This window comes from Pseudomonas sp. DWP3-1-3b3, from assembly GCF_049896305.1.
Lineage (GTDB): Bacteria > Pseudomonadota > Gammaproteobacteria > Pseudomonadales > Pseudomonadaceae > Aquipseudomonas > Aquipseudomonas azotoformans_A.
In genome coordinates, this window is sequence record NZ_JAFCUA010000009.1 from 52,002 (window position 1) to 67,014 (window position 15,013).

Sequence of the window (15,013 nt, forward strand, 5' to 3'; positions counted from 1 at the left end):
CCCGCGTCTTGGCTTGAAAAGCAGGCTTTTTGTCTGCGATCCGTGACCATCCGCCACAACACAAAGTCGATTTTTTCCCTATAATGCGCGGGTAAATCGGGCCTGCAATATCCCTTTACACTGGGATGAAGAGCCAGACCTGAGGCCTCCCGCGGGAGCAAGCACCTACCGCTCCGCACCTCAAGCCTCACGCAGACCACCCGTAACCCTATTCCGTTTAATGCGTGCGCTAGCTGCAACAAACGATTCCTTAAGATCCACCGCGGCCTCAGGGCCGTGTGAACACCCAACCATCCGGTTTCACACGGGCACCTTTGAGCCCTCACGCAGGAGACGACACGTCATGCTGAGCTGGGACGAATTCGACAAAGAAGAAGAAGGCGAAGTAGCCACCAAAGGCGCCAACGCCGGCCACGCCACCGAAGCCAACATGGACCGCCTCGACGGTGCTGGCGCCGCCGCCGCCATCGAAGCCCGCGCCGTCACCGCCAGTGACTCCGCCGCCATCGTGCGCGCCAAGGCCGCCCTCGACAAACTCGACGTCGCCGAAGGCCTCGCAGAGCTGGAAGGCTCCGCCGCCCGCGTCGCCGTTGACGAAAAACGTATGATCAACTGCCGCGCCGACCTCAACCAACTCGTGCCGTTCAAGTACGACTGGGCCTGGCAGAAGTACCTCGACGGCTGCGCCAACCACTGGATGCCGCAAGAGGTCAACATGACCGCCGACATCGCCCTGTGGAAAAACCCCGAAGGCCTGACCGACGACGAACGTCGCATCGTCATGCGCAACCTGGGCTTCTTCTCCACCGCCGACTCCCTGGTCGCCAACAACCTGGTGCTGGCCGTGTACCGCCTGATCACCAACCCGGAGTGCCGCCAGTACATCCTGCGCCAGGCCTTCGAAGAAGCGATCCACACCCACGCCTACCAGTACTGCATCGAATCGCTGGCCATGGATGAAGGCGAGATCTTCAACATGTACCACGAGATCCCGTCGGTCGCGAAAAAAGCCGCCTGGGGTTTGAAATACACCCGTTCGATCTCCGATCCGAAGTTCGAAACCGGCACCGTCGAAACCGACAAAGAGCTGCTGCGCAACCTGGTCGCCTACTACTGCGTGCTGGAAGGCATCTTCTTCTACTGCGGCTTCACCCAGATCCTGTCCATGGGCCGTCGCAACAAAATGACCGGCGTGGCCGAGCAGTTCCAGTACATCCTGCGGGATGAGTCGATGCACCTGAACTTCGGTATCGACGTGATCAACCAGATCAAAATCGAAAACCCGCATTTGTGGGATGCCGAGATGAAGGAAGAAGCGACCCAGATGATCCTGCAAGGGACTCAGTTGGAGATTGAATATGCGCGCGATACCATGCCGCGTGGCGTGCTGGGTATGAACGCGGCGATGATGGAGGACTACCTCAAGTTCATCGCTAACCGTCGCCTGTCGCAGATTGGCTTGAAGGAAGAGTATCCAGGGACGACTAACCCGTTCCCATGGATGAGCGAGATCATGGACTTGAAGAAAGAGAAGAACTTCTTTGAGACTCGTGTGATTGAGTACCAGACTGGCGGCGCGCTGAGCTGGGATTGATTCCGGAGCTCATCAACCCCATTAAGCCCTGACACGTTCAGGGCTTTTTTATGCCCGGTGAATCGCCACTTCTTGAAGCACATCAAGCTGACCACCTCGCCCCAAAGGGTTCGGATCGCATCACCAATGCTGTAGCCTTGTGCCCCAATTGCCATCAGCGTAGTGATCGGAATGCCTTCACTGAAGTGGCTTTACGCCAAAGTCGGAAGATTGGCACGGGAGTAAACTCCCGCTGTCACACCTGATGAACACTCAAAAAAATACCAGATAGGACCGAGGCCAACCCGTGAACCCAGACATGCTCGAAGCCGGCCCCGCTGACGCCAAAGTACTTTCCGTCTTTGACTTCGACGGCACCCTGACCCACCACGACAGTTTCGTGCCCTTCCTCAAGTTTGCCTTTGGCCCTGGCGAGTTCTATGGCCGTATGGTCAAGCTGGCAGTGCCGGGGCTGCGTTTTTTGGTGCGGCAGATCAGCCGGGATGAGTTGAAGGCGCAGTTGATCCGCACCTTTATGACCGGGGTGGAGAAGGCGTGGGTGCAGCAGAAGGCCGAGGAGTATTGCCAGAAGACCTGGGCGCGGTTGATGCGGTCGACGGGGGTGTTGTCGGTGGAGCAGGAGTTGGGCTCCGGGGCGGAGGTTACGCTGTGTTCGGCGTCGCCGGCGTTGGTGTTGCAGCCGTTTGCGAATCGGCTGGGGATCAAGTTGATCGGGACTGAGCTTGAGGTGGTCGACGGGGTGTTGACCGGCAAGCTCACCGGGAACAACTGCCGTTGTGAAAACAAGGTGCTGCGGCTTGAGGCGGTGTATGGGGATTTGGGCGAGTATCGGCTGCGGGCCTGGGGCGATACGCGTGGGGATCGGGAGTTGTTGGCGGCGGCGCAGGATGCGCATTTTCGGCATTTTCATGCGAAGAAGAAGCGGGCTCGGTTGCAGCGGTGATGCGGGTGGGGTTGGCAGATACTCGCTAGGCGCCTATCCAGTTTTCCACAATCAAGCCATTTACGCGCTTGAACTCACCTTCATTGTTAGTCACCAACACCAAGCCAGAGCTTCTAGCGTGCCCGGCAATGTGTAGGTCATTGACGCCAATAGGCGTGCCCTTTTTCTCCAGGTCTGAACGGATCGAGCCGTAGTGAAAAGCCGCCTTGTCGTCGTAGCTAAGGACATCGAGCCGGGAAGAGAAGTCTTCCACGGCTCGCATGTTTTTTTCTACAAGCTGACTATTTTCTGCGCCATGCATCAGCTCTGCGAGTGTGATTGAAGAGATCACCATACGCCCTACGTTGGCGTTGAATTTCTCCAATATCTCGATCGGCCGACGCTTGATGATGTAGATCACGATGTTGGTATCAAGCATGTACTTAATCATCAAAGGACTCTCGTTCTTGCTGGGTTTGATCGGCACGCTCCTCCATAAAATCCTCAGATACCGATTCACTGGCAAGAAAAAAGCTGTCCCAAGTGTTTTCTACAGGCGAAATAATCAGCTCTCTCCCTACAGCACGGACCTCGACAGTTTTCACTCCCGCAGGAAAACGCATGTCGGCAGGGATGCGGATATTTTGCGTCCGATTGTTAGTAAAGATGGTTCCAGAAGACATAGAGAACACCTCTCTGGGTAGGGAAAGACTAGGAAGAATGATAGTTCGAGGATGCTCTATTGCATAGCTCTATGGCAACCATCCGACGAATGTCTGTTCTTAGCGCACTAGCTTGGGGGACTAGGGGTCAATCATCCGATTCACCCCTCCTGATAGCTGCTTCCTACGATCAGGAGAACGCTAATGCGCTCTGAAATTCGCTAACAAATTGGCTATCCACGTGAAAAACGATAACGGTCCGTAGAGAGGCGATATGAGGTCGTGGGCCCGACAGGGAAACCGAGGCGATCCATTCGCAGCCTCGCTGGGGCTCGACTGCTCCCACATTTGATCTTTGTCAGCCGGTTGATCTGTGTTCGGGGCGCGTAGCGGCCTAAAACCAAACGCCGCATTCTGTCCGACAGCATGCGGCGTTTTTTTTGGGACTGCTGCGCAGCCCAGCGCGGGGCAAGCCCGCTCACCACAGGTTGATCAGACAGTGGTTTTGAGGTCTACGCCCAGCGCCGTCGCGAAGGCTTTTACCATCGGGCTTCTGGGGGCGTTATGGCGCAGGATGAGGTTGAAGGCGGTGCTCAGGTGAACTTGCTCCGGGCACAGTGCGCGCAGGCGCCCTTCCCCTACCAGTGGCGCAGCGTAGTGTTCTGGCAAGAAGCCCAGGAAACGACCAGTGAGGATCAAAATGGCGACGGCTTCGACCTGGGACGCTGAGGCGGACTGACTGTCGTAAGTGACGAAGTTGACCTTGTCGCGGTGGATCGCATACCGGTGGTTCACTACTTCGTATTGGCGCAGTACGTCGGGCGTGATGTTGCTCGCGTTGAACAGTGGATGTCCTACAGCACAGTAGGCGTGGGCCTTTTCTTCGTACAGTGGGAAATAGTCGAATTCTTCGCGGCGTTGGTACACCGGCACGATGCCGACAATCAGCCGCCCTTCCACCACGCCGCGTTCAACTTCGTCCAATTGCGAGGCATGTAGGCGCAATCTAATCTTGGGCGATTCGCTATGTAATTTCCCCAACGCGGTAATCAGCGGGGAATTAACGTCGGACACGGTGTTATCAATAACGCCGACACTAAGGTCGCCAATAAGCTCGTTTTGCGCCGAACTAAGCTTGTCGCGAAAACTGTCCACCGAGGTAAATAACTCGATAGAGGCTTGATATACCAACTTGCCCTCTTCGGTCAGCCCGAACCCTTCCCGCCCCCGTGTACACAGGCGCATGCCGATGCGGATTTCCAGGTCGGAGATCTGTTTACTGATCGCCGCCAGGCCCACGTTCAGCTCGTTTTGCGCGGCGCTGAAGCCGCCCGCTTCGACAACGGCCATGAACACGCGCAGCAATTTGAAGTCCAGGCCGCTCAGTTGCAGGGGCGGTCTTGAGCCGGGTTTTGGCGGTAGGTTTCCAGAAGTGGAAAGTGGGGTTTCCATAATACGCGTTGACCTCAAGTGCCATATTCAACAGGCTTCAACCCAATCCTTGAACATAGCCAGGCGGCGATAATGAACATAAACATCCGCCCTTGGCAACCTTGAATACGGCGCGTCAGACGCTGGTTCAGTCTAGTTGAAAACTTATTTTTACTGCCTCCGACTCTTCTAAAAACAAGCGTGAGGAATACCCATGTCCCAGCCCACCGACCGCCTTTGGGGCGCTCGTTTCAAGACCGGTCCGTCTGCTGCATTGGCCGCATTGTCCCGTTGCCCTGAGCGCTATTTCCGCCTGACGCCCTACGACCTGGCCGGCTCCCGTGCCCATGCCCGTGAGTTGCAGCGCGCCGGTTTACTGGACGAGTCGGAAACCCTGCGCACCCTAGAGGCGCTGGACGATATTGGCGCAGATTTCGCTGCCGGCAACCTGCATCCAACCCTGGATGACGAGGATGTGCACACCTTCATCGAACGAGTATTGACCGAGCGCCTCGGCGCCCTGGGCGGCAAGCTGCGCGCCGGGCGTTCGCGTAATGACCAGACCGCCAATGACGTGCGCCTTTTCCTACGCGACCATGCGCGCACCATCACCACCGAGGTGCTGGGTTTGCAGCAGGCGTTGGTGGAACAGGCCGAGCAGCATATCGAGAGCATCTGCCCCGGCTTTACCCATTTACAGCAAGCGCAACCGATTGTGTTTGCTCACCACTTGCTGGCTCACGCGCAGTCGATGTTGAGGGATGTACAACGTCTGGTGGATTGGGATGCGCGCACGGCGTTGTCGCCGTTGGGTGCCGCCGCCATGGCCGGTTCCGCGATTGCCCGTCAGCCGGAACATTCCGCCAAGGAAATGGGCTACACCGGGCCGTGCGAAAACTCCATTGACGCCGTCGCCAGCCGTGACCATGTGGCGGAATTCCTGTTTGTCGCGGGCATGCTCGGGGTGAATATTTCGCGCCTGTCCGAAGAGTTTTGCCTGTGGTCTTCGCGGCAATTTCGCTGGGTAGTGCTGGACGATGCCTACGCTACTGGCAGCTCGATCATGCCGCAGAAAAAGAACCCGGATATCGCTGAACTGGCGCGAGGTAAGGCGGGGCGGTTGATTGGCAACCTGACGGGATTGATGTCGACGCTCAAGTCGCTGCCACTGTCGTACAACCGCGATTTGAGTGAAGACAAGCACAGTGTGTTGGACAGTGTGGATACCTTGCTGCTGGTGTTGCCGGCGATGGCGGGAATGGTTGCGACCATGAAGGTGCAGGTGGAAGAGCTACGGCGTCAGGCGCCAATGGGCTTTACCTTGGCGACTGAGGTGGCGGATTGGTTGGCCACCCGTGGTGTGCCGTTCAAAGAGGCGCATGAGATTACCGGCGCCTTGGTGCAGGCCTGTGAGAAGCATGAGATTGAGTTGTGGGAAGCATCGCCGGCGATGTTGGCGGAGGTGGATGCTCGGTTGACGCCTGAGGTGCGCGACTGCCTGACATTGGAAGCGGCGATTGCCGCCCGCAGTGGTTGGGGTGGGACGGCGCCGGAGCGGGTTCGGGAGCAGATTGGGCGGTTGAAAGTGGCATTGGCCGAACAGCAAAAATGGACAGAGAGTTACCAGGGATTTCGCATTTAAGCCTGTGGGTGATGAGGTGTCTGGCCGGGCGCTTTCGCAGGCAAGCCAGCTCCCACATTGGATCGGGTTTTAACAGTTGGACCGAGTACAGCGGTAGTCGCTTTTTTTGGAGATTCACCATGAACCAAACCCCGGCAGAGCGCTTGGAAGCCGAGCGCAAGTTGTCCGAGAACCAGTTCGATATCACGCAGTATGAGCACGTGCCGCGTCGCTATTACGGGCGGATGTTTTTTGCCACCGTGATCGTGATCGTGTTGGCCGCGCTGTTGCGTGCATTCGCCAATGGTCAAATCGAATGGTCCTACATCGGGCAGTTCCTCACGTCTGAGGCCATTTTGTGGGGTCTGGTGAACACCATTGTCATGTCGATCCTGGCCATGGCGCTGGGCGTGGTGATCGGGGTGATCACGGCGATCATGCGCATGTCGGCCAACCCGATCCTGCGTTACGTGGCCATCACCTACACCTGGCTGTTCCGCGGCACGCCGCTGATCCTGCAACTGCTGCTGTGGTTCAACCTGGCGTTGATCTTCCCGGTGATCGCGATTCCCGGCCTGTTCAGCATCGACACCGTCGACCTGATGACGCCATTCGTGGCCGCCCTGCTCGGCCTCAGCATCAACCAGGGCGCCTACACCGCCGAGGTGGTGCGCGCGGGTTTGCTGTCGGTGGATACCGGCCAATACGAAGCCGCCAAGTCCATCGGCATGCCGAGCCTGCAGGCGCTGCGTAGGATCATTCTTCCGCAGGCGATGCGCGTGATCATTCCGCCTGTAGGCAACGAGTTCATCAGCATGGTGAAAATGACCAGCCTGGCCAGCGTGATCCAGTACTCGGAGCTGCTGCACAACGCGCAAAACATCTACTACGCCAACGCACGGGTCATGGAGCTGCTGATTGTGGCCGGCATCTGGTACCTGGCGGTGGTGACTGTTCTTTCATTTGGTCAAAGCCGCCTCGAGCGTCGTTTTGCCCGCGGCGCCGGCAAGCGTTCGTAAGCCTGGGTTGAGGAGATTTGCCCCATGAGAAGCATCGTCAAGGCCGTCAACCTGAACAAGTATTACGACCAGTATCACGCGCTGCGCGACATCAATATCGAGGTCGAGCAAGGCGAAGTGATGTGCATCATCGGCCCGTCGGGTTCCGGTAAAAGCACCCTGCTGCGCTGCGTCAACCAGCTGGAAAAAATCGACAAGGGCGGCCTGTGGGTCGACGGCGAACTGGTGGGTTACCGCGTCGTCGGCAACAAGCTGCATGAGATGAATGAATCGCAGATCGCCCGCCAGCGCCTGGCGACCGGCATGGTGTTCCAGCGCTTCAATTTGTTCCCGCACATGACTGTGTTGCAGAACATCATCGAAGGCCCCTGCCAGGTGCTCAAGCGCTCACCCAAGGAGGCCATCGAAGATGCGCTGGAACTGCTGGCCCGCGTCGGCCTGGCGGACAAGCGCAATGCTTACCCGGTGGAGTTGTCCGGCGGCCAGCAGCAACGTGTGGCGATTGCCCGCGCGTTGGCCATGCGCCCCAAATTGATGCTGTTTGACGAACCCACGTCAGCCCTCGACCCGGAGCTGGTAGGCGAAGTGCTGTCGGTGATGCGCGATTTGGCCACCACCGGCATGACCATGATCGTGGTCACCCATGAATTGGGCTTCGCCCGTGAAGTGTCCAACCGCATGGTGTTCATGGATGCCGGTCAGATTGTGGAAGCCGGCAGCCCCGAAGAAATTCTAATAAGCCCACAAAACCCACGTACCCAAAGCTTTATTTCTGCCGTTCGCACTTAACTAAAAAACAAACGAGAACGCCCCCAATGAAAAGATTGTTTATCCCAACCGTGCTTGCAGGCCTGATGGCCTCCACCTGTGTATTCGCGGCATTGCCGGCGGCCATCAAGGACAAGGGTGAGATCAGCGCGGCCATCGTGCCGAACTATCCGCCGATGGATTTCAAGGACCCGGCCACCAACAAGATCACCGGCCTGGACTTCGACCTCGGCAACGCCCTGGCCGAGCGCCTGGGCGTGAAGATCAAGTGGCAGGAAACCGGCTTCGAGCAGATGCTCAGCGGCCTGACCACCAAGCGCGTGGACATCGTGCTGTCCGGCATGACCGACACCGCCGAACGCCAGAAATCCGTGACGTTCATCGACTACTTCACCAGCGGCCCGCAGCTGTACACCCTGGCCAAGCGTGAAGACCTCAAGGCATTGACTGACCTGTGCGGTAAAAAAGTCGGCACCAGCCGCCGTACCACCTGGCCGTCGGAAATCGCCGCGTGGAGCAAGGAAAACTGCGAAGCGGCGGGTAAGCCGGCGATCGTGGTGATCGGCACTGAAGGTTCGGCGGACGCGCGGGCGCAGTTGCAGCAGAACCGGTTGGATGCGGCGATGCAGGGCAGCGAGACCATTCCTTATTTGATGTCGTTGGACAAGGGCAAGTACAAGCCGGTGGGCCTGGCGATTTCCAAGCAATTCACCGGGCTGGGGATCGAGAAGAGCAACACTGAACTGGTCACCGCGATCAGTGAAGCGTTACAGGGCATGATCGATGACGGCACGTACGGCAAGATCCTGAAGAAGTGGGATCTGGAGCAAGGTGCTGTAGAGAAGATCACCATCAACTCTGGCCAGTAACCCGATCTAAATGGGGGAGTGGGCTTGCCTGCTCCCCCATTTGATGTGTGTTGCGTTGAAAAAATAATAAGGACACTCGCCCCGCCGTGGCCACCTACTCCCTGGTAATCCGCCGCCTGATGATTTGCTCGCTGACTATCGTCATCAGCCGGGCCATGACCAGTCCCTTGATGACTTTGCTGCTGAGCCGACGCCTGGGCCTCGATCAGCAGGACATCGGCTTGCTGATGGGCATCGCGGTGTTTACCGCCACCTTGATGGGCCTGTACGGCGGCTACGTCATCGACCGCATGGAAAAGCGCAAATTGCTGATCCTGGCGATGCTCTCCAGCTCCATCGGTTTTCTGTTACTGACCTTTGCCACCAACCTCTACCTCACCACGTTGACGCTGGTGATTACCGAGTCGGCATCGGCGCTGTTCCTGATCGGCTCCAAGGCGATCATCAGCGAGAACCTGCCGGTTGAGCAGCGCGCCAAGGTGTTTTCCCTGCGCTACACCCTCACCAATATCGGCTATGCCACGGGCCCTATGGTCGGCGTGGTGATTGCTGGGCAGATGCCCCTGTTGCCGTTCATGCTGTCCAGCGCCATTGCGTTTATCAGCGTGTTCCTGATGATCGGCATCCCGCCCACCCAGCGTGATGAAAGCAGCAAACCCTTGAGTTTTCTCACCACGCTGAAAACCCTGCGCAACGACCGCAGCCTGGTGCTGTTCACCGGCGGCAGCCTGTTGAGCACCATCGTGCATGGCCGCTATACCTTGTACCTGTCGCAATTTCTGTTGGTGATTCACAACCCGGATGATGCGCTGAAGATTCTTTCCGCGGTCCTAGCCTGTAACGCCATTACCGTGATGTTGCTGCAATACCAGATCGGCCGCTTCCTCAAGCGCGAGCAATTGCGCTACTGGATCCTGCTGGGCACTGCGCTGTTCATCGGTGGCCTGATCGGCTTCAGCCAGGCTGACAGCCTGCTGTCATGGTGTGTGGCGATGTTCGTGTTTACGTTGGGCGAGATGATTATTTTCCCATCCGAGTTCCTGTTTATCGACACCCTCGCCCCCGAGTCGCTGCGGGGCAGTTACTACGGCGCACAGAACCTGGCGGCCTTTGGCGGCGCGCTGAGCCCGGTGATTTGTGGCTATCTATTGATCAACTCACCGCCGACCACGATGTTTTATGCGCTGGCCGGGTTGACGGCGGTGGGCGGAACGCTGTGTTTCTTGAGCGGGCGACGGGTTGCAGGTTCTTGCTGATATTTACGCAAGATCCCGCTATTAATAGCGAAACCTCTCACGGACCCGAGCCCCATGAAATTCGACACGGCCTACAGCCTGAGTCTCGATGACAAGCTGTCGATCTACGACGTACGAGACCTGAATTTCGACGAAACAACCGACTTCGATTCAGACAAGGACAGCTTCCTCTGCCCCAATGATGAGTGTCGCGCGGCGTTTGATACCGGCAACGCACTGAGCACCTTCAACGCCAAAAACGTCAATTACCTGCGCACGCCGCATTTCAAGAACAAGACCAGCACCCGGCATATCGACGGTTGCCGTTACGCCAGCACGCACAAGACTGCGACAGGGGAAAATGACGACGAGCGTGAGGACAATTTCCCATCGGAGTTTGTACTCACCCGTCGTCAGTACGAACGCAAAACGCCGCTTGTCGGGGTAGAGGGAAACATCTCACCCGATCCCGTGAAGGCGCCTTCAAATCGAAGCTATGCCTCCCACAGCACCAGTGACAGCACTCCAGACAAAACCAGCGTGTTCGCCCACCCCGTGGAATGTTTCGTGTCTAACAGCGACGACAAGGACAAGCTCAAGTCCATGCCGTTGAAGATCGGTGAGCACACCGCAACCTACTGGACGTTTTTCAAGAAGATCGAATACCTGCAGGACAACAAGGGCCTGATCTACTGGGGCAAGATCAAGGCGATCAAGGACTACACCAGCAGCTTTCGCATCGACTTCGAAAAGAAGGTGTGGCTCGACAAGAGGCCCTACTCGGTCAACGTGTACCTGAGCAAAAAACTCATTGAGAACTACCGCAAGCGCAAAGCGTTCCTGGAGCAGATCAAGGCCGCAGTGGACAGTGAGCGCGCGTTGTACTGCTTCTTCTATGGGGTGACGCCGGAACTGAAACAGGTGCCGAGCAAGAAGAACCCCGAGCAAACGTTCGGGGTCTTCAGCGCGAACATCGAAAATCTGGACCATCTGATCATTCGGGAGGCGCCAGGGGTGGAATAGCGGGTCCGCGACAATCCAGTTGATGAGCGGTCAAAACAACTGTACAAAAACACAGTATAGTTTGTCCTCCCCCGTCGAACCTGGAGAAAACCCATGTCCTCTCTGGCAATGAGCTCTTTCGTAGAACAGCAGATCGTCCTGCATCAATTCACCGCCAAACACAGCGTTCAGGCCCGCGCGATGCTGGGCTGGAGCCGGGAAGACCTGGCTTGCCAGGCCGGCGTGGCGGTTGAAGCGGTTCAACAGTTTGAACACCATCATGACGTAGGTGATGAAACCCGCCTGGCCTTGGCGTTTCGGTTGGAGGCTGAAGGGCTGGTGTTCTTCCCAGGGTTTGCGCCGGGGTGGGGGATGAGTGTGCGCCGGTTTGACACCGAAGAATCAGAGCCTGTAGCGCAAGGCATCCTCTCTCGCTTGATAGGGGCAACGTCGGCCCCCCTTAAACCTAGTGGTGCATAGAGCCTCAAGCCTGCAGTTGCAGCGCCCGACGCATCATCTGCGGCGGTTGGCCAAAGGCCCTCAGGAAGGCGCGGCGCATGCGCTCCGGGTCGCCGAAGCCGGTTTCGCGGGCGATGATGTCAATGGAGTGATCGCCAGATTCAAGCAGCAGGCGGGCTGCCTCGATGCGCAACCGCTCGATAGCCTTGGCGGGTGACTGGCCGGTTTCGGCACGGAACAATCGGCTGAATTGGCGCGGGCTCAGGTGGGCGACTTCAGCCAACTGCTCTACTGAGAGATCGTCCTGCAAGTGCTGCCGAGCGTAGACCAGTGCGGTTTGCACGCGGTCGGATTTGGGATCGATCTCCAACAGTGCGGAAAACTGTGACTGGCCACCTGCGCGTCGATGGTAAACCACCAATTTACGCGCTACTGCACGTGCAACCTCGACACCCAGGTCATGCTCGACCAAGGCCAGGGCCAGGTCGAGGGCGGCAGTCAGGCCGGCGGAGGTCCAGAGCGGGCCATCGACGGTGAAGATCCGGTCTTCCTCCAGCCGTACATTCGGGTAGGCCTGACGAAAGGTGTGGGCGTGATACCAATGGGTCGTCGCTTTGCGGCCCTCTAGCAACCCGGCGGCGGCCAGATAAAAGGAGCCGGTGCAGGCCGATGTCACGCGACGCGAAGTGAGCATGGCTTGCTGCAGGTAAGTGAGCATGCCGGGCGTTGCTTGCAGCAGTTCGTTGTCTCCCACCACCAACAGTGTGTCGTAGTGCTGTTGGCCGAAGGGCATGGTAGCGATGGCGAAGCCCATGGAGCTTTTGATCGGCCCACCATGTTCCGACAACAGGTCCACGCGATAGAACGGCTGGTCCAACTCGAAGTTGGCGAATTCGAACACGGTACTGGTGCCCAGGCTGAGCATCTGGAACCCGGGAAACAGCAGAATACCGATAGATACCATGGCGAAACCTCATGTCCCGAAAGGAGGGATATACGACATTGCAGCCAATACATTACACCCATAATCTTGTCTCCAACAAGGCCGCCCTTCCCCGGCCCTTCTGGAGCAACTGCAATGACTCAATCCAAAGGTTATGCCCTGATCACTGGCGCTTCATCCGGGATCGGTGCCGTGTATGCCGACCGCCTGGCTCGCCAGGGTTACGACCTGATGCTGGTGGCGCGCAATCAGCAACGACTCGACCAACTGGCGGCCCGACTGAAAGTCGAGACCCAACGGGACATTCACGTAGTGGCCGCCGATCTCAACTTGCCTGCCGACCTGTCGCGCATAGAACAGATTCTGCTTGAAGACAGCCGCATCAGCCTGCTGGTGAACAACGCCGGCGTTGGTGCGACGGCGTCATTGCTGGCCTCTGACCCGGACAAGATGGACGCCATGATCCTGCTCAATGTCCTCGCGCTCACCCGCCTGGCAAAAGCCGCCGCGACCAATTTTGTCGCCCAGGGTCGTGGCACCCTGATCAACATCGGGTCGATCGTCGCGGTCGCGCCTAAGTTGTTGAATGGTGTGTACGCCGGCACCAAGGCTTTTGTGCAGGCGTTCAGTGAATCCCTCGACCATGAGCTGAGTGACAAGGGGGTCAGTGTTCAAGTGGTGCTGCCAGGCGCCACCGCCACCGAGTTCTGGGATGTTGCGGGGCTGCCCGTGAACAACCTTCCCGACACCATCGTCATGAGCACGGAAAATCTGGTGGATGCGGCACTGGCAGGCCTTGCCCAGGGCGAAAAGGTGACCATCCCGTCATTGCCCGACAGCCTCGACTGGGACGCCTACGAGACAGCACGCCTGGCCCTGGGGCCCAACCTGTCGCATCGCTCCCCAGCGGCACGTTATGGCATCAAAGCTCCGGCTTAACCGCTACCTGAGCGGCCTGCTCATACCCATGGGCCACTGCCAGCAAGGTGGGTTCGGTCCATTGGGTACCAAAAAAGTAGGCACTGGTGGGTAGGCCATCCTCATCTACACCAGACGGTACGGCGATTCCAGGATAGCCAGCCGCCGCGACACCGAAGTAACTATTGGTGTCGAAATCCGACACCATCGCGTCCAGGTTTTCTGCCTTGATCGGGTCATCGATCGTGTTTCTGAAATCCTGAATGAGCGCATCCCAAAGTGGCTTGCGTTCCTCTGGCGTCAGGGTTGAGGCGCTGATTTCCTTGAGCACTGGCTGATGATCCGTCTCACTGCCGTCACGTAGATCATTGAACCGGATCAACTCGGTCAACGATTTGACCGGCAACCCAGAACGTTTGCCCAGGTAGGTGTTCAGCTCCTCTTTCACATCCGAGAGCAGCAACTCATCGTAGCGCGAGGCATCAGCCAGCCGCAGGTTGACCGGCACCAACACCGCGCCTTGCTCGCGAAGCACTTCCAGTGTCCGATTGAACTGCGCGCTGTTCTCCACAGGCAAGGTTTCACCCTCTTTGGAGAACGTGGCGGGATAGCCGATACGCTTGCCTTTCAAAGCGCTTGGAACCAGCAACTGCGTGTAATCGATACCTTGAGGCGCTCCCACACTTGCCGGGTCCTTAGGATCACTGCCAGACATGGCATTGAGCATCAGGGCAGCGTCATACACCGAGCGCGTCATTGGGCCCGGTGTATCCTGGTGATGGCTCGCGGGAATAATCCCGTTGCGGTCCAACAGGCCGACAGTGGGCTTGAGCCCGACAATACCGTTGCGTGCTGCCGGCACAATGATCGAACCGTTGGTTTCCGCCCCCACCGCCAAGGGCGCCAACCCGGCTGCAACAGCAGCGGCAGAACCGGAACTTGACCCCCCAACATCGGCATCTGATCGATGAGGATTTCGGGTCTGCCCGCCCCGACTGCTCCAGCCATCCGGACCTCCACGGAACCCTGCCATTTCAGTCATATTGGTTTTACCGAGGATCACCGCGCCCTGCTTGATCAGGTAATCCACCAACGGGGCATTCTTGCCGGCCGCGTCACCGACCAGCCCAAACGCACCGGCACTGGTTTGCATACTTTCGGTTTCGATCGTGTCCTTGAGCAAGATGGGAATGCCATGCAGTGGCCCGCGCACCTTGCCACTGGCTCGCTCACGGTCCAACTCACGCGCAATCTCAAGTGCCTTGGGGTTGAGCTCTATGACGGAGCTGAGTTGCGGATCCAACCTGCCGATCCGCTCCTGCAGGTAAGCGACCAGACTGGCCGAGGTGAGTCCGCCCGGCTGGGCCATTTGCGTGCCAAGCTCTTTGACACTCAGGTACTCAGTGCCAGCGGGTACGGGTGTTGAAGCAGCGGGTGAGTAGTCTCCAGCAAAGGACTGTACGACTTGCCGGACCATGGAGCCCATCCCATACGCGATACCTAACATACGACCTCCTGAGGAGTAAGAAATGAAGAAGGACCAACGTTGATCCGTGGCCCAGTCTAAAAA

The 15,013-nt window shown here is 58.0% G+C and carries 15 protein-coding genes and 1 pseudogene; 11 read left to right on the plus strand and 5 right to left on the minus strand.

All coding sequences use genetic code 11. The features are described from left to right. Positions 1-343 precede the first annotated feature (343 nt). The 3 genes and pseudogenes from ACP7BX_RS24205 (at position 344) to ACP7BX_RS24215 (ending at position 2,537) form a co-directional block, all read left to right on the plus strand. A complete protein-coding gene (locus ACP7BX_RS24205; protein ID WP_005790649.1) occupies positions 344-1,594 on the plus strand; it encodes a ribonucleotide-diphosphate reductase subunit beta in 1,251 nt (416 codons plus the stop codon). A 65-nt stretch (positions 1,595-1,659) separates the two neighbouring features. After that, positions 1,660-1,819, plus strand: a pseudogene (locus ACP7BX_RS24210) (HNH endonuclease); the annotation flags it as partial. A gap of 73 nt (positions 1,820-1,892) precedes the next feature. Beyond that, the gene (locus ACP7BX_RS24215) at positions 1,893-2,537 is read left to right on the plus strand and encodes an HAD-IB family hydrolase (RefSeq protein ID WP_426131597.1); all 645 of its coding nucleotides are present in this window, start codon (positions 1,893-1,895) and stop codon (positions 2,535-2,537) included. A 25-nt stretch (positions 2,538-2,562) separates the two neighbouring features. Here the strand turns inward: ACP7BX_RS24215 and vapC are convergent, their stop codons facing one another. From vapC to ACP7BX_RS24230, 3 genes are all read right to left on the minus strand, one after another. Beyond that, entirely contained in the window at positions 2,563-2,967 is a 405-nt protein-coding gene (vapC, locus tag ACP7BX_RS24220; protein ID WP_426131595.1) for a type II toxin-antitoxin system tRNA(fMet)-specific endonuclease VapC, read from the minus strand. After that, entirely contained in the window at positions 2,960-3,199 is a 240-nt protein-coding gene (gene vapB, locus ACP7BX_RS24225; protein WP_080589294.1) for a type II toxin-antitoxin system VapB family antitoxin, read from the minus strand. The genes vapC and vapB overlap by 8 nt, the downstream gene beginning before the upstream one ends. A gap of 471 nt (positions 3,200-3,670) precedes the next feature. Then, positions 3,671-4,630 (minus strand): LysR family transcriptional regulator, encoded by a 960-nt coding sequence (locus ACP7BX_RS24230; protein WP_426131592.1) that lies wholly within the window; start codon positions 4,628-4,630, stop codon positions 3,671-3,673. Positions 4,631-4,823: 193 nt separating this feature from the next. Here ACP7BX_RS24230 and argH point away from each other — a divergent pair, with 193 nt between their 5' ends. From argH to ACP7BX_RS24265, 7 genes are all read left to right on the plus strand, one after another. Then, the gene (gene argH, locus ACP7BX_RS24235; protein WP_426131590.1) at positions 4,824-6,251 is read left to right on the plus strand and encodes an argininosuccinate lyase; all 1,428 of its coding nucleotides are present in this window, start codon (positions 4,824-4,826) and stop codon (positions 6,249-6,251) included. Positions 6,252-6,370: 119 nt separating this feature from the next. Beyond that, positions 6,371-7,249 carry an amino acid ABC transporter permease gene (locus tag ACP7BX_RS24240; RefSeq protein ID WP_314534478.1) on the plus strand — a complete coding sequence of 293 codons (879 nt, stop codon included), beginning with the start codon at positions 6,371-6,373 and terminating at the stop codon, positions 7,247-7,249. A gap of 24 nt (positions 7,250-7,273) precedes the next feature. Then, positions 7,274-8,038 (plus strand): amino acid ABC transporter ATP-binding protein, encoded by a 765-nt coding sequence (locus ACP7BX_RS24245; RefSeq protein WP_010208290.1) that lies wholly within the window; start codon positions 7,274-7,276, stop codon positions 8,036-8,038. A 26-nt stretch (positions 8,039-8,064) separates the two neighbouring features. Next, positions 8,065-8,886 (plus strand): ABC transporter substrate-binding protein, encoded by an 822-nt coding sequence (locus ACP7BX_RS24250; protein WP_314534481.1) that lies wholly within the window; start codon positions 8,065-8,067, stop codon positions 8,884-8,886. An 86-nt stretch (positions 8,887-8,972) separates the two neighbouring features. Then, positions 8,973-10,142, plus strand: coding sequence for an MFS transporter (locus ACP7BX_RS24255; protein WP_314534483.1), 1,170 nt, complete (start codon positions 8,973-8,975; stop codon positions 10,140-10,142). A gap of 54 nt (positions 10,143-10,196) precedes the next feature. Continuing rightward, positions 10,197-11,144: a hypothetical protein gene (locus ACP7BX_RS24260; protein WP_426131587.1), complete on the plus strand. Its 948-nt coding sequence runs from the start codon at positions 10,197-10,199 to the stop codon at positions 11,142-11,144. A 93-nt stretch (positions 11,145-11,237) separates the two neighbouring features. Next, positions 11,238-11,603 carry an XRE family transcriptional regulator gene (locus ACP7BX_RS24265; protein WP_426131586.1) on the plus strand — a complete coding sequence of 122 codons (366 nt, stop codon included), beginning with the start codon at positions 11,238-11,240 and terminating at the stop codon, positions 11,601-11,603. A 4-nt stretch (positions 11,604-11,607) separates the two neighbouring features. On the opposite strand, the gene ACP7BX_RS24270 is transcribed toward ACP7BX_RS24265, so the two are convergent. After that, complete coding sequence (locus ACP7BX_RS24270) at positions 11,608-12,546, minus strand: GlxA family transcriptional regulator (RefSeq protein ID WP_033901940.1); 939 nt, start codon at positions 12,544-12,546, stop codon at positions 11,608-11,610. A gap of 114 nt (positions 12,547-12,660) precedes the next feature. Between ACP7BX_RS24270 and ACP7BX_RS24275 the strand changes: the two genes are divergently transcribed. Then, complete coding sequence (locus tag ACP7BX_RS24275) at positions 12,661-13,464, plus strand: SDR family NAD(P)-dependent oxidoreductase (RefSeq protein WP_426131583.1); 804 nt, start codon at positions 12,661-12,663, stop codon at positions 13,462-13,464. Here the strand turns inward: ACP7BX_RS24275 and ACP7BX_RS24280 are convergent. Beyond that, positions 13,448-14,950: an amidase family protein gene (locus ACP7BX_RS24280; RefSeq protein ID WP_426131581.1), complete on the minus strand. Its 1,503-nt coding sequence runs from the start codon at positions 14,948-14,950 to the stop codon at positions 13,448-13,450. The two genes, ACP7BX_RS24275 and ACP7BX_RS24280, sit on opposite strands and share 17 nt — an antisense overlap. Positions 14,951-15,013 lie beyond the last annotated feature (63 nt).